This window comes from Lysinibacillus sp. Bpr_S20, from assembly GCF_023337835.1.
GTDB lineage: Bacteria > Bacillota > Bacilli > Bacillales_A > Planococcaceae > Lysinibacillus.
In genome coordinates this window covers 62,358-77,878 of sequence record NZ_JALNLQ010000005.1, presented here as the reverse complement: position 1 = coordinate 77,878, position 15,521 = coordinate 62,358, and the positions used below count along the sequence as shown (strand labels likewise).

General features: G+C 33.5%; 20 protein-coding genes and 1 pseudogene. 7 read left to right on the top strand and 14 right to left on the bottom strand.

Features of this window, described 5'->3' with window-relative positions; genetic code table 11:
- Positions 1 to 334: 334 nt before the first annotated feature.
- From MWJ95_RS14090 to MWJ95_RS14070, 6 genes are all read right to left on the bottom strand, one after another.
- Positions 335 to 1,021: a DUF3169 family protein gene (locus MWJ95_RS14090; protein ID WP_249074725.1), complete on the bottom strand. Its 687-nt coding sequence runs from the start codon at positions 1,019 to 1,021 to the stop codon at positions 335 to 337.
- A gap of 5 nt (positions 1,022 to 1,026) precedes the next feature.
- Entirely contained in the window at positions 1,027 to 1,230 is a 204-nt protein-coding gene (locus MWJ95_RS14085; RefSeq protein WP_249074565.1) for a helix-turn-helix transcriptional regulator, read from the bottom strand.
- A 277-nt stretch (positions 1,231 to 1,507) separates the two neighbouring features.
- Positions 1,508 to 2,089, bottom strand: a complete 582-nt coding sequence (locus tag MWJ95_RS14080; RefSeq protein ID WP_249074564.1) for a DUF1697 domain-containing protein — start codon at positions 2,087 to 2,089, stop codon at positions 1,508 to 1,510.
- Positions 2,090 to 2,397: 308 nt separating this feature from the next.
- Positions 2,398 to 2,955, bottom strand: coding sequence for a cysteine hydrolase family protein (locus MWJ95_RS14075; RefSeq protein WP_249106154.1), 558 nt, complete (start codon positions 2,953 to 2,955; stop codon positions 2,398 to 2,400).
- A gap of 175 nt (positions 2,956 to 3,130) precedes the next feature.
- Entirely contained in the window at positions 3,131 to 3,253 is a 123-nt protein-coding gene (locus MWJ95_RS24505; protein WP_283175755.1) for a hypothetical protein, read from the bottom strand.
- A complete protein-coding gene (locus MWJ95_RS14070; RefSeq protein WP_249106152.1) occupies positions 3,253 to 4,059 on the bottom strand; it encodes an aminoglycoside adenylyltransferase domain-containing protein in 807 nt (268 codons plus the stop codon). Before MWJ95_RS14070 ends, MWJ95_RS24505 begins: the two co-directional genes overlap by 1 nt.
- A 221-nt stretch (positions 4,060 to 4,280) precedes the next feature.
- Between MWJ95_RS14070 and MWJ95_RS14065 the strand changes: the two genes are divergently transcribed.
- The 3 genes from MWJ95_RS14065 to MWJ95_RS14055 all read left to right on the top strand — a co-directional run bounded on the left by MWJ95_RS14065 (position 4,281) and on the right by MWJ95_RS14055 (position 6,403).
- Positions 4,281 to 4,967: a DUF421 domain-containing protein gene (locus MWJ95_RS14065; protein WP_249106150.1), complete on the top strand. Its 687-nt coding sequence runs from the start codon at positions 4,281 to 4,283 to the stop codon at positions 4,965 to 4,967.
- Between the two features lie 147 nt (positions 4,968 to 5,114).
- On the top strand, positions 5,115 to 6,029 hold the full coding sequence (locus MWJ95_RS14060) for a class I SAM-dependent methyltransferase (protein ID WP_249106148.1): 915 nt from the start codon (positions 5,115 to 5,117) through the stop codon (positions 6,027 to 6,029).
- A 20-nt stretch (positions 6,030 to 6,049) separates the two neighbouring features.
- Positions 6,050 to 6,403: a cupin domain-containing protein gene (locus tag MWJ95_RS14055; RefSeq protein ID WP_249106146.1), complete on the top strand. Its 354-nt coding sequence runs from the start codon at positions 6,050 to 6,052 to the stop codon at positions 6,401 to 6,403.
- 181 nt (positions 6,404 to 6,584) lie between these two features.
- Here the strand turns inward: MWJ95_RS14055 and MWJ95_RS14050 are convergent, their stop codons facing one another.
- The 7 genes from MWJ95_RS14050 to MWJ95_RS14020 form a co-directional block, all read right to left on the bottom strand.
- Complete coding sequence (locus MWJ95_RS14050) at positions 6,585 to 6,962, bottom strand: VOC family protein (RefSeq protein WP_249106144.1); 378 nt, start codon at positions 6,960 to 6,962, stop codon at positions 6,585 to 6,587.
- Complete coding sequence (locus MWJ95_RS14045) at positions 6,955 to 7,380, bottom strand: VOC family protein (RefSeq protein ID WP_249106143.1); 426 nt, start codon at positions 7,378 to 7,380, stop codon at positions 6,955 to 6,957. The genes MWJ95_RS14050 and MWJ95_RS14045 overlap by 8 nt, the downstream gene beginning before the upstream one ends.
- 148 nt (positions 7,381 to 7,528) lie before the next feature.
- Positions 7,529 to 8,239, bottom strand: a complete 711-nt coding sequence (locus MWJ95_RS14040) for an ABC transporter permease (RefSeq protein ID WP_249106141.1) — start codon at positions 8,237 to 8,239, stop codon at positions 7,529 to 7,531.
- An 11-nt stretch (positions 8,240 to 8,250) separates the two neighbouring features.
- The gene (locus MWJ95_RS14035; protein ID WP_249106139.1) at positions 8,251 to 8,946 is read right to left on the bottom strand and encodes an ABC transporter ATP-binding protein; all 696 of its coding nucleotides are present in this window, start codon (positions 8,944 to 8,946) and stop codon (positions 8,251 to 8,253) included.
- A 63-nt stretch (positions 8,947 to 9,009) separates the two neighbouring features.
- Positions 9,010 to 9,558, bottom strand: a complete 549-nt coding sequence (locus tag MWJ95_RS14030; protein WP_249106137.1) for a PadR family transcriptional regulator — start codon at positions 9,556 to 9,558, stop codon at positions 9,010 to 9,012.
- A gap of 221 nt (positions 9,559 to 9,779) precedes the next feature.
- Positions 9,780 to 10,625 (bottom strand): MBL fold metallo-hydrolase, encoded by an 846-nt coding sequence (locus tag MWJ95_RS14025; protein WP_249106135.1) that lies wholly within the window; start codon positions 10,623 to 10,625, stop codon positions 9,780 to 9,782.
- A gap of 135 nt (positions 10,626 to 10,760) precedes the next feature.
- On the bottom strand, positions 10,761 to 11,519 hold the full coding sequence (locus tag MWJ95_RS14020; protein ID WP_249106133.1) for a class I SAM-dependent methyltransferase: 759 nt from the start codon (positions 11,517 to 11,519) through the stop codon (positions 10,761 to 10,763).
- A gap of 255 nt (positions 11,520 to 11,774) precedes the next feature.
- Between MWJ95_RS14020 and MWJ95_RS14015 the strand changes: the two are divergent.
- The 3 genes and pseudogenes from MWJ95_RS14015 to MWJ95_RS14005 all read left to right on the top strand — a co-directional run.
- Positions 11,775 to 12,089, top strand: a pseudogene (locus MWJ95_RS14015) (GyrI-like domain-containing protein); the annotation flags it as partial.
- Between the two features lie 33 nt (positions 12,090 to 12,122).
- The gene (locus MWJ95_RS14010) at positions 12,123 to 12,695 is read left to right on the top strand and encodes a GNAT family N-acetyltransferase (RefSeq protein ID WP_249074553.1); all 573 of its coding nucleotides are present in this window, start codon (positions 12,123 to 12,125) and stop codon (positions 12,693 to 12,695) included.
- A gap of 91 nt (positions 12,696 to 12,786) precedes the next feature.
- Positions 12,787 to 13,221, top strand: a complete 435-nt coding sequence (locus MWJ95_RS14005) for a ribosomal maturation YjgA family protein (RefSeq protein ID WP_374110168.1) — start codon at positions 12,787 to 12,789, stop codon at positions 13,219 to 13,221.
- A gap of 192 nt (positions 13,222 to 13,413) precedes the next feature.
- Here the strand turns inward: MWJ95_RS14005 and MWJ95_RS14000 are convergent, their stop codons facing one another.
- On the bottom strand, positions 13,414 to 14,259 hold the full coding sequence (locus MWJ95_RS14000; RefSeq protein WP_249106131.1) for an alpha/beta hydrolase: 846 nt from the start codon (positions 14,257 to 14,259) through the stop codon (positions 13,414 to 13,416).
- Between the two features lie 297 nt (positions 14,260 to 14,556).
- Here MWJ95_RS14000 and MWJ95_RS13995 point away from each other — a divergent pair, with 297 nt between their 5' ends.
- Entirely contained in the window at positions 14,557 to 15,042 is a 486-nt protein-coding gene (locus MWJ95_RS13995) for a tetratricopeptide repeat protein (RefSeq protein ID WP_249106129.1), read from the top strand.
- The last annotated feature ends 479 nt before the right edge of the window (positions 15,043 to 15,521 follow it).

The window sequence follows — 15,521 nt, the reverse complement described above, 5'->3', positions numbered from 1 at the left end:
ACGCTTCTCCACATACATGCATGTTTACACCTAAAACGACCCCTTTCATGTACTTTCATTGTACGAATCGATCATCTCTTTTTTCTTACTCATTCCTTACAAATTTATTAATTGTACTAGTAGGAATATCTACAAAAAAAATAAACTACACCCCAAATTGGGATGCAGTTCAAATATGCTTACTGATTTTTATTGTTACAATTCATCAACACAAAAAAGCTAGTCTCACAAAAATTTGTGAATACATAGCCTTCTTTATACGTGTTCATTTGTTAACCATAACGGTAAAATTCTCGATTTATGCTATGTAACCAAAGTCATTAAAGGCGACTTCTTAAACATCCCCAGTTTCTTTCAGGTTGTTTGGTTTCGTACTAATTATAAAACCAACCTGAATAATCATCAATAATATACCGATACACACGATACTAACTAACTGTGAGTTACCTGTAAATGCAGAATAAAACATTAATCCAAATGATAAAAGTACTAAAGCCCAAATTGTAAATTGATATAATTTATAAAGCCCTTGGAACATGAGATGTTTTTGTCCGTCGTCAAACTGATCTAATAGTTCTTTATTAAAATTTTTTGATTTGGGATTAGGAAACGTAAATCCAGGGTTTGTTAGGTTGAGTATTTTTTCACTAGGAACGGACTTGATGAATGCAACAGCCAACAGCACGACACTAGCAAAAGGGACCTCTGGATAGTCATCCCTAAATAATAAAAATCCGACTAACATCGTAATAAATGATAAACAAACTGCAATTTCTGTATAGATAGTCATTGCATACGCTTTCCTTTCCAACTGAAACAAATGGAAGTCCTCTTGATCAAATTCAAGTTCCCTATCCAATCCGATTTCTATTTTTCGCTTATGCAATTCGGCAATGATAAGTGTAACAAGGCTGATGAAATTTACAGCCATTAATACATTCGCAGCGTCTGGTAGATTGTTAAAATTTATAATCCATTTATAAACTCCATAAATAGCAACTGTAAGGTAAACCAATAACATTTTCACTATAATTCCTCCTCACTAAATATAAAAATATTTTCTATTGGCTCTTGAAATACATGAGCAATCTTCACCGCAATTAATAAAGATGGCATATATTCATTTCTTTCAATCAAACTAACTGTTTGGCGTGAAACTTTTGCTCTTTTTGCCAATTCAGTTTGATTTAATCCATCCCTTGCTCGCAATTCTTTGAGTCGATTTTTCATTTGACCACCTCAGACACATTGTAAATGATTCTTTTATTTTTGACAACGATAATAGTCAAAAATAAAAATATAATAGTCATTTTATTCGAAAGAGTTACACGAAGAATTCCCCATTAGTTTAATAGATTTGTTAAAAGAGAAAGACTAGATACTCATTATTAAGTCGTGAACTGTACCCGAATTATTAAAAACAACTTTTCGAGTCAATTCAAAAAATAATTGAATACCTAGTCTTTTTTGTTTTTCTGCATTTTTGTAAATATAAGAATGCTAATAATTAGTTTTTTAAATTACTCTTCATCTGCTCGACTTCTTCCACCATTCTTAAAAGCTTCATGAGCGTTTTCCAATTGCGGACAGTTGCCGGAATCTCAAGTTTTTTTAGATTATTTCCTAGTTTGGCATTTCGAATGCTGTCATAAAATAAAAGATACACATCTCTTCCGTTTATGACACTGAGTTCTCTTTCATTTGTAAAAGATAAAAACTTGTCACTATTAGCCTTGGAAGGGGCTGTCGGCAACAAAGCAACATGTAAACATTCCCCTTTACATGTTTGCTCTGCTTCTGAAATCTCCTGATCTGAAAAAGGGGATTGACTAACAATCTGCTGTATTTCCTCTGCAGTCCTAATGACAACAACACTAGATATCCCAAAATCCTCGTTAATTTTATCGTGAATTTTCGTTTGCAAAAGCTCCTCAGTTTCCTCTGATTCAAAAAGGATGTTTCCACTTTGGATATATGTCTTCACATTATGTAATCCTAGTTGCTCAAGAGAACTTCTTAATTCCGCCATGATAATTTTATTATGCCCGCCTACATTAATCCCTCTAAGAAATGCAAAATATATAGTCATACAACTCCACCTTCTTTTTACAATTTATTTACTAATAATAGTTACATCCTTTTATTGCTTCAAAGGCTGATCTTCTACCTCTATTTTCGTAATGGATAGTAATTCCGTTCGCATTAACTGTTGGCATAAAGTCTCCTCCTACTTTGTATTACTACCCTTTCTCTTTTCCCACTGAACTAAAATTCGCTTTGTCTGTTAGTGCGTTTAATATATATTAAACGTATTGGATGCAATTTGTAAATTTATTTTGGTTATCATTACCAAAAGAAAAGACACTCACAAATATGAGTGCCCTTAAATATTTTTTCTTATCTATACGAATCATGTGTAGGTTCAAACAAGTCTTCTTCTGAATTTCTAACAACAGAAAAGTGTTCGACATTGTAATGACCATGAAGTGTATGATTATGATGCTTGATAATTTGCTCTGCACTTAAAACATCACTGTCCGCAGTTGAATGCCCATCACCAACTAACGTGACATCCAACCCACTAATAGTCGCCGTTCTTACCGCAGTATCGATACAGTGCTGCGTCGAGCAGCCCATTACAACTACATGTTTAATATCTTGAGATTGTAAATGAATTAGCAGATCAGTCCCATGGAAACAATTCGTTGCTTTTTTATCGAAAATCCTCGCTTCCTTAGGTACGCTAATGCCATTATGAATAGCAAACCCTGTCCCTTTACCTTCAGCAACATCAAGATCCCTTACAAAGACGACTGGAACATTGGATTTTCTTGCTTTTTCAATGACTAAGTTGATATTTTTAATTAGGTGTTCCTTATTAAAAACTGCTTTTTCTTTCTCATTACCATCCATTAATTCTTGCTGAACATCAATAATCAGTAGTACTTGATTCAAATCATTTTCCCCTTTCAATTTGAGGAAACGCTATATAATTTTTAGTTAGACGATTTCCCCTTTTTATTTATCACGGCGCTAGCATAATTTTTGTTCATACTATCTACCCCCTAAATGTAATTGTCATTTAAGACTCATTAATATTATCATATTTTCCTAAAAAAGGTAATATCGGTTAAACCGTTAATATTTCAAGTTCATCAGCAAAACGTGAAGTTGATTTCCATTCCGATTTATAAACATGACATCCGAAATAATAAATGTCATCTCCAACTTTTGATGACGAACGATATTTCATTAATTTTTGACTCTATTACAATGTTTAAGTATATAATCCATACATTGAATTGTGTCATCAATACGTTGTTTTTTCGAATTACAATAGCGTATATTGGAACCTTCTCGAATACTGATGGCTTCGTTAATAATATTGTGGAATTCTTCCGGTAAATGATGAATTGCATATTTACAAGCATCTACTTTTGAAACAATCTCATATTCTTGCAATGTGTAAAATTGCCGTAATATCCCTGTTATTGACCACTCTATTTCTAAATCCACTAATTTAATTGGTATCAAAAATGCTTTATATTTTTTAATTTTTTTCAATCTACTCGACCAATAACTGTTCATGTTTTCTAAAACATAATCTGCAAGCACTCTTTCATCTACACTGAAGTTATATGTAGCTACATCCGGTCCTAAAACGGTAATCCCTTTATTTTTTAAAATCCACCAAGTAATTGGGTTCATATCATCATTACCCCAGTTTGTTTTACCTTCATTTACCTTTAAACATCCTGTTACCTCACTCTGTTTCTTGCCAACATCCTCATCTAGTAAATAACTGCCATCCATCCCTGTATCCTTATATTTCTGATTTAATTCTTTGTGAAGATCAGATATCACCTTCATATCTTCTTCAGTTAAGGATCTGTTTACAACAGCAATAAAATCGATATCACTCGAACCATTTATGTAAGCGTTAAGAGCAATAGAACCGTGTAAATAGAAACCTTCAAGCGTATTCGGTACTTTATTTTGAAATAAGTTTATATAATCATTTAAAATATTTTGAACATGTAGAGGAACTCTAGAATCCATAAAAACTCTCCTTTAAATTAATTTAATACTTATTTTACCAAAACACCCACTGTTTTTCCCACTATTGATCATAAAGAGGTTATCATGAACTTATTTGCACGACATAAATTTCTAACAAATGAGAGTCCTTCTTTCTATATTGAATCCAGCTCTGTTGTGTATTGAAGTATCTTTTGAAAATTCATTGGGTATTCTAGGGAATAGATAAGGAGTGGGGGAATTTGTACACAGGTTATATACAAGTAATTGTTCAAACGGTTATTACTTTTTTTGTTCTTCTGACATTTACGAGGTTTTTAGGTAAAAAACAACTAAGTCACTTAACCTTCTTTAACTACGTAACTGGTATTACAATTGGTTCTATTGCAGCCAATATGGTAATTTTAAAAACAATTGTATTCACAAAATTTTTAGTAAGTTTAATTATTTGGTGTGCGCTTACTACTTTAATTAGTTATATTGCTCTAAAATCTGGAAAAGCAAGAACATTACTTGATGGACAACCGACAATTGTTATTAAAAAAGGGAAAATAGATAGAGAAGCTCTAGCAAACACGAAAATTAATATTGATGACCTTACGATGATGATTAGACAGTATCAAGTTTTTTCAATTACAGAAATAGACTACGCTATATTAGAACCAAATGGCATGTTGAGTATTCTAAAAAAGCCTGAATTTCAAAGTCCACAAAAGATGGATTTAAAAATCGTTTCATCCTCTCCCGCTTTTATTCCCATTGAAATCATTACAGATGGGAAGCTATTGCCACGAAATTTACAGGAAGTCGGTAAAAGTAGGGAATGGTTAGATCATGAATTAAAAAAGGCAAACGTAAAAACAATTGAAGAAGTTTTTTATGCGGAAATTCAACCAAACGGCAAGCTATTTATCCAAAAAATTGATTAAGGAGATTTCTAAATCTAGTGACTTCTCGCTTCTTAAAACTTGACAAAAAAAGTTATTTATGCAATAATTTACTTTTACGGAATTTATCTGTACAATAGGATTCTCCTGGCCAGGGGAATCCTATTTTTTTTGAAGGAGTGTATTTGAATGAACAAAGGTGAATCTAGTTTAACTTCCTTAATCTCAGCTTTCAGTAGAGCCTACCATAGCCAATTCGATACCCCTATAATTTTTGATGATTACCTAGCAAAAGAGTTAATCACAGAAAAAGAATTCCATGACATTCAAACAAATATGGTACAAGGCATCCAATTTTTCAACAAAGAAATCGCAGAAGATTTAAATGGAAATACCGAAGAGCTCTTAAAATGGATTGTGCAAACACAGCTTTCCCCTACACCATTGGCTCGAGCAGCATTTTGTGAAAAAGTTTTACAGAATGAAGTTTTGCTAGGTTTACAGCAATATGTCATTCTCGGAGCAGGATTAGATACATTTAGCTTAAGACACCCTGAGCTTGAAAACATGTTAAAAATCTTTGAAATTGATCATCCTGCAACACAGGAATTTAAAAAGAATAGATTGGAGGAAGTTAATTTAAAGCTTCCAAGTAATGTACATTTCGTTTCGATGGATTTCACAAAGAAGTTTTCATATCAAAATCTAATGAATAGCGGCTTTGATAACAAAAAAACTTTCTTTAGTCTACTAGGTGTTTCCTATTATTTAACGAAAGAAGAAACGTCAAGCTTAATTGATCATTTGTTTGCCAATGTACCAACAGGAAGTTCGATTGTGTTGGATTATGCAGATGAGAAACTATTTAAAGAAAAAGGAATTTCAAACCGAGTAGATAACATGGTAAAAATGGCTGCAGCAAGTGGCGAACCGATGAAATCATGTTTTACGTATAAAGAAATGGAAAAAATGTTAAAAAAATCAGATCTACTTATTTATGAACATCTTTCGCCAGATAAAATTAATGAGCTTTATTTTAACAATCGAAAAGATTATCTTACAGCCTTTGAAACCATTCATTACGTTCATGCTGTGAAAAATTGAGTTAAGTTTGGAGGAATCAAATGAAACTTTATAAATTTTCTAAAGAGAATGGGAAAAAAATAACACAGTTTAAATCAAATTTCATTATGTCTCGTATTATTAACACGGAAGTACCAGCTAATATCGGGTGTATGCATTTAGAAGAAAACGGTATTATTGGCTATCATCAAGCTGTAGTTCCCCAGCTTCTCTTAATTTTAGAAGGCGAAGGATTTGTAAGAAATGAACAGGAGCAATATTTTCAAGTTCAGCCGGGAGATGCGGTCTTTTGGGAGAAGGATGAATGGCATGAAACAAAAACAGATAAAGGATTAACTGGCATCGTGATAGAATCTGAACAATTAAATCCGGCAGCTTTTATGCCTCTAAAATGAGTTATCAATATTTTCAAAATATTTCTCAGGCAATTAACTATGCAAGAATAACATCGTAACATATTTTAGTAATGTAAGATGTTTTAGTCTTACACCTCCGAAGCTTTGTTACTAAGGGTCACTTATGAAAATAAGTGGCCCTCTATATATTTCTATTCAGGAAATATTGTTTCTATATAGTTTATTGACAAACTCCCAGCGGATTTCCATCTGGATCATAAAAGGTAAAAAACTTCGTCTCTCCTTCTCCATCTATTTCATTAACTTTTACATTCTTTTCGATTAATGAACGATAGGTTTCTTCAATGTCATGTGTTATAAAATTAAAGAACTTGCCGACGCCAAAATAATTATCTGGGAAATTTAGTGGTATATGGTCTTTTGCTTTTACTAAACATACAACGGTTTGAGATCCGGCATCAATTTTCATTACCGCTGCGCCTTCTTGCAAGTATAGAAGTGAAAATCCTAGTTTCTCCTCATACCATTTAGCAGATTGTTCGGGGTTCTTAATTGGAATAAATATTGCCTCTACTCCTTTCAGTATTGGTTTACTCATAATTCTTCTCCTTGTACTTTTCTTTAAAATCAGGACTCGATTCACTCCACACATCAAATTTATTTCCGTCCAAGTCATAAAAAACAAAATTTCTACCAGCATGTCCCCTATTTTCAATCTCACCGACTCTAATTCCTTTATCTTTAAAAGCTTTATGAATAGTTTCCAATGCACTTAAACCATCAACCTCAAAAGTTATTGAAAAATGTTCTTTCCCATAGTGATCTATAAAATTTGAGCTTTGATTGTTCATGGATCTAACAAGAAAAAAACTTTGATTGGCAAAATTAACAATAGCTTTATCACTATCTTGGTAAGTGCATTTTGCTCCTAATTTACCTACATACCATTCACAGGACAGTTCTACATTGCTGACTGGAATATAAGTAGTTCCTATTCTAATTAACGTTTCACTCATCCACTCACCCTCTCCAATGTCTTCAGTGAATTATTCTATTTTCAGCTTTTAAATACCTTTAATTCTTGCTACATTTTCATCGTGTGGTCTACAAAGTAATGACCAGACTCAAATTGAGTACTGGTCATTTAATGTCTTGTTTTTACAATTATTGATCACTATACTTGAATGTTTTTAAGGAAATAATAAGTGTCAATGCTAAGCATCCCATTAAAAGAAGTAACGATTCTCCCCATGCACTAAAATTATTTAGAAATGCAGCTTTAATTCCATTAGTAAACCATTCAAATGGATTTACTCGACTAATAAACTGGATAAGATACGGCGCCTTTTCCATAGTAAAAAATGCATTACTACAAAGCAGCATTGGTATCATCAATACATTGGCAGTCATACTTAAATGACCTTCATTTTTCACAAGACTTGATATAAAAAAGCTTAAAAATACAAAACTTAATGAGGCTATTAGAATAATCGGTGTCATATATAAGAAGATAGTAAAAGAAAAGTTTAGGTGATTGATCACGGTAGAAAATAAAAGCACGATATAAGATAAGATAATAGCAACTATTGCCCACGAACTCGAAATACTGACGATATATTTCCATAAAGGCATAGGTGTTGCGTGAAGTAAATTATAAACACCTCTTTTTCTTTGCGATAACGCAATAAAAGCAGTAGTCATAAACGAATAAAAAAATACACTAACGGCAATGATTCCTTCTACATAACTCCCTGCAAAGCTCGGTAAAAACAACCTTAGCGCAATAATCGCAGCAAATGGCATTAAAATAGACCAAAATAGTAAATACATATCTTTTATACTGGATTTCAAATTTAATACGAAAACAGCCTTCATTTTCTCACTCCTCACTTCGTTAATTCAAAAAATAATTCTTCTAAATTTTGAGTTTGGTAGTACTCCATTAAACTATCAGGGGAGCCATTGGCAATTATTTTCCCATGATGCATCATCAAAACTCTGTCAGCAACATTCATTACTTCCAACATATCGTGGGAAGAAAATAACACGGCAGCCCCGCTATCTTTTAAACGTTTTATGATTTGTTGAATTTCCCTTTGTCCTCTAGGATCCAATCCTGCAGAAGGTTCATCCAAAATTACTAGTTTAGGCGCGTGCAAAGTTGTCACGATAATTGCTAGGCGCTTTTGCTGCCCTAATGACAATTTAATAGCTGGCGTTTTTTTGACCTGCAATAAATCAAAAGCGACGAGTTTTTCTTCAATTTCATTTTTTGTCAGCGAAATTCCATAAAATGCAGCAAATAATTTCACATTATCCTCTACAGAATAGCCTTCGAAAAAAGGGGTTGTTTGAAGCTGCGTTCCTATTTCCTTTTTGTAATCAGATGTCCAGTATTTAATTGTTCCACTGTCCTTAGGAATAATGCCAAGAAGCATCCCGATAGTTGTTGTTTTGCCAGCACCATTTGTGCCCACTAAAGCAACTATCTCCCTCTCTTTAATATCAAGGTCTATATGATCAACGACACATCTAGCCTTATAACTTTTCGTTAATTGACTAGCACAAATTAGTCTTTTCATATTTTCTCCCCTTACTTAATATTGTATATTCAACTTTGAGTATATAGCTATTTTTTAACTCCCTCATTCGAGAGAGTTATCTTTTTTCATAATTTCAATAGCTTGATGTACAAATTTTGATTGTACTTTCACTATTTCTTGCATATTATCAAATGCTAGTTGTGTTAATGCTGGCAGTTCTCCTTGCAAAGCAATCAATTTGGCCTCATAGCCAGCTTGAATAGCCTTTTCTTCTTGTTCCAAAATTTTTTGCTGCTTTTCTAATGCTTCAACAGCTTTAGCTTTTGGCAGTTTAAATGCAAAGGAAACACCAGAATACAAAGTTGTAGGGTAAATGACAGAAGAATTTTCAAGTGCCTCAATAATCAGTTCCTGCTCATGTGCCTTACCCTTTTCAGTAATTTGGTAAATTGCTTTTTGTCTATGTCCTGTGGATTCAATACTAGCCACCTCTATATAGCCATCTTTTTCAAGCTTTTTTAGTGCATTATAGATAGAGCCGATAAGCACTCCACCCCATCGTTCAGCATCACTTAATTCAAGCATTACTTTAATATCATAGCCAGTCATTGGTTTTAGCCCCAACATAGCAAGTACTAATAGTCTTGTCATAATAATCACCTTTTTATATTCAACGTTGAATAATTTGAATATAACTGTTCTGCATTTTTTTGTCAATAGGCTTTTATTTATTATTGAAATGTTGTAAAAAAACTAAAAACAGTTTAATAAAGTTTTTTATGATAAAGTATATGTTATTGCACCATCAAATGGGCATGAACCAATTTAAGCTGTAGCGAATACCTATTCGCTACAGCTTTTCACATTTTATGTTAATGCAAAAATTTACTGTGATTAGGTAAAGCAATCTGCTCAAATTCAGTCGCTAACTTATGCAAATTTCTAGTAAGCTCTTCCCCCGCCATAGGTAATCCATGTCCTGTAATAGCAACTGAAGGTTTAAGTGCCTCTAATTTTTTTACAGAATCCCAAGCAGCCTGCCAATCCGTCGTGAAATATCGTGGCGGCCCACTAATTTCCTTTTTTTGTAGCAACACTTTGTAGAGTGATTCTTGCTTAACTGTAACAAAGGCATCTCCTACAATTAACGCTCGATCCTCTTCACGAAATAAAGATATATGCCCTGGCGTATGACCCGGCGTATGAATCCAACGAAAACCTGGCATAAATGGAATACTGCCATCGGACGGAAGCGCCTCAACATTATCGCCTAAGTTAATAGCTTCATTTGGGTAAATGGGTGACACTTTCGCTAATAAACCACCATTTACAGCAGGATCAGCTTTAGGATAATTTTTTATATCAGTTAAATAAGGTAATTCTAAAGAATGTGCATAAACCGGTATTCCCCAATGTTCAATTAGATCGATTATCGCCCCAACATGATCAAAGTGTCCATGCGTTAAAATTATTGCTTTAGGACGACTATTCGTTCCAAACCGCTCCTCTGTTGCTGTAATAATTTCTTTTGCACTTTTTGGCATTCCAGCATCGACTAATACGAACTCTTTTTTATGAGGTTCACCGTAGAGTACAATATTTACAATTTGAATGGTATGTTGGTATAAATCAGGTAATACTTCTACACCATCTCCACTCCAAATCGATGTTGCTGGAATATACTTAAAGTCGTTACCATAGTTCATATCATTATGCATGGAAAGCCCTTCTTCCTTCATGAATTGTAGATAATCATATTTTTCCTTTTTACAGTAAAAATAAAGCAAGAAAAAAATGGAATAAAAAACTGCTAGATTTCAGCAACTTTCTTAGCTAAAATCTAGCAGGTATATTTATTTACGCACAGCTTCAAATGTAATTAACGAATGCTCTTTTGAAGGCTTCTTGTTATAAACATATTCAGCCGAGCAAGTTATATCAGAAAAACCTATGTTTGTTAATATAAGCTTGAATTCTTCTACTCCATACCATCTTAACGGAAATCTTTGTAACTCTGTATCGATTAATTTACCCTTTCGCCACTTTTCATATTTTAAAATGGTTAGCGTATATTGATCGATCCAATTCATTTCAACGCATTTACGTTCTAATGTAATTCCTTCCTCTTGCGAAATTTCATAGTAGGATGAAGTAATTTCCCCTGTTCGCCAGTCTGTAGGTAAAAGCATGTCTACAATTAGGCGACCCCCAGGAATCAAATGATTATACATACATGTTAATGCATCCATCGCATCTTTTGAATTCTCTATTAAACATAACGAACCTGTCGGCATAACTATCACTTCGTATTTTGAGTCTAATGAAAAATTGCTTAAGTTACCTTCATATAGATTTGGCTTGAACCCTCTTTCATTACAACGTTTTCGGCATGAATCTAACATTTCTGGTGAATTGTCGATCCCCTCAACTTCATATCCATTTTCAAGTAAAGGGATTAAGAAGCGTCCAGAGCCCACTCCTGCTTCAAGTACCCTTCCCTTAGTTCCATTTAAGCGTTCAAGATAATATTCAATATCCCCACCAATAGAATGTCCCACTGGTTTTGTCAAATCATAAAGTTCTGTACACAAAGGTCCGTAACTACTAAACATTCCAATTCCTCCGATTTCGTGCAGAAGAATCTATTATTCTTATTTCTTCCACACCTTATATTTGTATGTTGGAAAAATAGAGCTGACTTTCATCTTATATCACTCACTTTCTGTATAATATAGTAAAATCATACATAATAAAGGAATGTAGTTCAATATATTTATATTTCAATAATCACCACAGTGTGTGGTTGATTTCAGTTCCGACTAGGTGCTTTGTTGCTGTCGCTGCGCTTTCGCACAGAAAACATTTGTATGGCTTACGGAGTCTCTACTCAATTTCAAGATGATGGGCGATTTTCCTTTATTGTTGGCGAAGAAGTAGAGAAATATGATATTTCTATACATGACAACTTCGTCAATACTCAGATTCCCGAAGGAAAATATGCGGAATTTAAAATTGATGGCTCTGCAGAATCCGTTCAAAATACCCGACGTTATATTTACGGGTTTTGGTTACCAAATTCAAATTACGAGAGGAATAACGGCCCTGCCTTTGAGATAACAGACGTAGTAAATTCTATTTTTCCAAATACATTGAAAATGAAAATTTATATTCCGATCCAGTGAGGAAAACTTTATAAAAAATAAGGAGAGTATGCTATGAATATCGAAAAAGTGTTTGCAGAGTTCCCATTATTAAGCTCCGAAAATATTGTGCTAAAAAAAATTGAAGATGCACATTTACCAGAAGTATTTGCAATCTATGATAATGAAAAAGTATTTGAATATTGTGGGATAATCCCGAAACATAATATCCAAACGGTGGGTAAAATGATAGGGCATTTTGACAGAGATTATCAGAAGAAAAGCAGAATTAAATGGGGCATTTTTCAAAAGTCTCATGGCGATAAATTAGTCGGTATTATAGAAGCAATGGATTTTAATCAAAAAGTGAGTATGGTAACGATTGGTTACTTTTTTGCAGAGGATTATTGGGGTAAGGGCATTGCAACGGATGCAGTTAAAATACTTACCAAATTTTTAATTGAGGAAGTTAATATAAATCGTATACAAGCTGAGGTTATGCCATTGAATGAAGCATCTAAAAAGGTTCTCCTGAAAAATGGTTTTATAAAAGAAGGACTTTTAAGACAAGCTACATTATGGTCTGGTAAAGGAGTTGTAGATTTAGAAATATACGGATTGCTTAAAGAAGACTACAAGGACAACTAAATAATTGGTGATCTTTAGTCAAAGGTGCGTGCTTACATCAATCTTTCGGACATCAATTATGAGATAATGATTAATATCAACAACTGAAAGAGTGATTCTATTGATTAATGAGCAGAAACCTAATAACTCGCAATTCCGTAACATGCGAATAGCTTATTTGATAGCTATTGTGATCACCATCTTTTTAGGTCTAGCCTCTAGAAAATGGAGTCTTCTACTTCCGTCATTTGTAGCGCAGAATGCAGGGGACATGTTATGGGCTATGATGGTCTATTTCGGATTTCGATTGTTGCTAGTGCGTAAGAACACTCTAGCAGCTATTTTGCTCAGTTTCTTGTTTAGCTTCGGCATTGAATTTAGTCAGTTGTATCAGGAAGACTGGATTAATCAGATTCGTGGGACAACGTTCGGGGCTTTGATACTTGGCAAAGGTTTTCTTGTAGAGGATTTGGTTCGGTATACAGTAGGTATCACAATCGCCTTTGTATTAGATAAGGCGGTAATTAAATTCTATTTGCGAAATTAAATCAATAATTATCAATCAGTTACTTTGACATAAATTCCGCTCTGTCTTGCTGTATTTCCATTTTAAAAAAATGACCCTATAAGCGAGCCTTTTTCAAGTGACTATCTTATAGGGTACATTTTATTAAACATAGGATTTTGATCAAACTTTATTTGAAGTTATTCATTTGAGAAGCTGATCATTTATTCATTACTATTCATTAATCCATTCGATTAATTCATTATCAAAAGTATCTTGTTCTTCAAACATTGGGTTATGACCACTTTTTTCAAAAATGACCTTCTTCACATTCCCCGAAGAAGAATCAATTTCATCCCACAGCGAAACCGGAGCGACTAAAAAATCATACCTACCTAACCCTACAAAAATAGGTTTATCTAGGTGGGCCATAGATTGAATTAGATTTCGTTCCGCAAAAGCTACACCCCAAAGGTGATCAATAACGTCCATATTTGTAGATACGCCATCCCACATATAAGCAGCATCGAACGTATAATCATAAAAGCTATGCGCTCCCATGCGAATACACATATGCACAAATCGTCTTGCTGGATCATTGTGAATATCATCTTCTAAGAAGGCAATATCATGTTCAAATTGCTTTGTTCGCTCAGCACTAGCAGTCTCATTAAAAAATGAAAAACTTTGCTGCTGTCTCTCTTGACTATTTGTCGGTGCTGAATTTAATAAAATGACCTTTTGAACGTACTGAGGATATTTTTCGGCATAGGCCAAAGCCATAAATGCATGTCCAGAATGTCCTAAAATGATGAAATCCTCAAGCTTTAATAATTGTCTTGCTGTTTCGATATCCTTCACAATTTTATCCAAAGTATAATCTTCTTTCTTGAGGACACGAGGAGGCTTCACAAAACCTCTATGATCTAAGAAGATAAATTGAAAATGTTTATATAAATTTTCCGAGAACAAGCGTGGATAATATACACTGCTTCCCACTACCAATATCGGCTTACCTTGCCCCTTCACACAATATTTTAAATCAAATCCTTCAGTAATGATGCTTTGATAATTATTCATGATATTCGTCCTCTTTTCTTTTTATATAGAAGAGCTTTCATAAAATGCTCCTCTTTCTATCACTCCCTTTCTTTTTAACATCCCCGTGTTTTCTCCATTGAACGCTCCAGCATTCTCATTCACCTCATTATTATTTTTTTCATCGAAAAACGATTGTTGAGCCACTTCGTAGTTGTCGATTTGGCATAGATAATAATTCTATATTTTCCCTCTAAACTTGAACCAAGTATACAATATTAATTCAAAAGTTTAAAATTATTAAATATTATAAAAAATAGAAAGATAGAGGATATAAAAATGGATAAGCGATTACAGCAAATCATTTCATTAAGAGAGAATGGTCGATTGGAAAAAGCAAATCAATTAATGGTTGCTCTTGTTAACGAAGAGCCTGAAAATGGGTACTACCAATTTCAATGCGCTTGGACATATGATTCATTAGGAAAAGAAAATGAGGCTGTCCCCCACTATGAAAAAGCAATTCAATTAGGGCTTAAACCCGAATTTTTAGTAGATGCTTATGTAGGATTAGGAAGCACCTATCGAACATTAGGGCAATATGAACAATCGAAATATATTCTTGAACGAGCTATAAGTGAGTTTCCAGAAGCCGAACATGTAAAGATTTTCTATGCGATGACACTTTATAATCTTGGTGAACATTCAACGGCTATGGAAACTTTATTAACTACATTAATCCTCACTAGTAAACATGAAGGAATTATAAATTATAGCAAAGCCATTAAGTTTTACTGTGATAAGCTTGATCAAACTTGGGAATAACACAATTAATCAGGCTCCTATTTATGAACTGATAAATTTTTCATTTTGAAAGAATGTATGATAAAATAAGAACATGTATTCCCTCTCCCTTAATTTTCTTAACGGGAACTATTTTGTTATGATAATAAATTGGATGCGAGAATATTCTTAAAATATAATATCTATTGTCGGATAATCTGTTGTTTTTTTACAGAGATGAAAAATAAATGCGCTTGATTGGAATACAGGCTGAGTTACTCCTTAGGGATCAGCAAAAATGAAACTTTAGTATAGAAGCGAAAGATCTTTGACCGCCTCAAGGAAAGTGCTCAGTTGGAGTTCTAGCTTTAAAATAAGTTTGGTTATATTAATAATTTTCTTTATATGAGAACAAATTTAAAGAGCATGTTTTGAAAAAAGATTGATCAAAACATGCTCTTATTTAAAGTCCTTCATTGTCTGTATTTGGTTCTATATGAGGAAAAACTATCAACAGGATT

Excerpts from the sequence above, each read along its gene's own strand:
- MWJ95_RS14030 (WP_249106137.1), bottom strand. The coding sequence starts at position 9,558 with ATGACAAGACTATTAGTACTTGCTATGTTGGGGCTAAAACCAATGACT.
- MWJ95_RS14010 (WP_249074553.1), top strand. The coding sequence starts at position 12,123 with ATGAATATCGAAAAAGTGTTTGCAGAGTTCCCATTATTAAGCTCCGAA.
- MWJ95_RS14035 (WP_249106139.1), bottom strand. The coding sequence starts at position 8,946 with ATGAAAAGACTAATTTGTGCTAGTCAATTAACGAAAAGTTATAAGGCT.
- MWJ95_RS14045 (WP_249106143.1), bottom strand. The coding sequence starts at position 7,380 with ATGAGTGAAACGTTAATTAGAATAGGAACTACTTATATTCCAGTCAGC.
- MWJ95_RS14020 (WP_249106133.1), bottom strand. The coding sequence starts at position 11,519 with ATGTTTAGTAGTTACGGACCTTTGTGTACAGAACTTTATGATTTGACA.
- MWJ95_RS14000 (WP_249106131.1), bottom strand. The coding sequence starts at position 14,259 with ATGAATAATTATCAAAGCATCATTACTGAAGGATTTGATTTAAAATAT.
- MWJ95_RS14080 (WP_249074564.1), bottom strand. The coding sequence starts at position 2,089 with ATGACTATATATTTTGCATTTCTTAGAGGGATTAATGTAGGCGGGCAT.
- MWJ95_RS14025 (WP_249106135.1), bottom strand. The coding sequence starts at position 10,625 with ATGCATAATGATATGAACTATGGTAACGACTTTAAGTATATTCCAGCA.
- MWJ95_RS24505 (WP_283175755.1), bottom strand. The coding sequence starts at position 3,253 with ATGAAATATCGTTCGTCATCAAAAGTTGGAGATGACATTTATTATTTC.
- MWJ95_RS14040 (WP_249106141.1), bottom strand. The coding sequence starts at position 8,239 with ATGAAGGCTGTTTTCGTATTAAATTTGAAATCCAGTATAAAAGATATG.
- MWJ95_RS14050 (WP_249106144.1), bottom strand. The coding sequence starts at position 6,962 with ATGAGTAAACCAATACTGAAAGGAGTAGAGGCAATATTTATTCCAATT.
- MWJ95_RS13995 (WP_249106129.1), top strand. The coding sequence starts at position 14,557 with ATGGATAAGCGATTACAGCAAATCATTTCATTAAGAGAGAATGGTCGA.
- MWJ95_RS14070 (WP_249106152.1), bottom strand. The coding sequence starts at position 4,059 with ATGGATTCTAGAGTTCCTCTACATGTTCAAAATATTTTAAATGATTAT.
- MWJ95_RS14090 (WP_249074725.1), bottom strand. The coding sequence starts at position 1,021 with ATGTTATTGGTTTACCTTACAGTTGCTATTTATGGAGTTTATAAATGG.
- MWJ95_RS14085 (WP_249074565.1), bottom strand. The coding sequence starts at position 1,230 with ATGAAAAATCGACTCAAAGAATTGCGAGCAAGGGATGGATTAAATCAA.
- MWJ95_RS14055 (WP_249106146.1), top strand. The coding sequence starts at position 6,050 with ATGAAACTTTATAAATTTTCTAAAGAGAATGGGAAAAAAATAACACAG.
- MWJ95_RS14060 (WP_249106148.1), top strand. The coding sequence starts at position 5,115 with ATGAACAAAGGTGAATCTAGTTTAACTTCCTTAATCTCAGCTTTCAGT.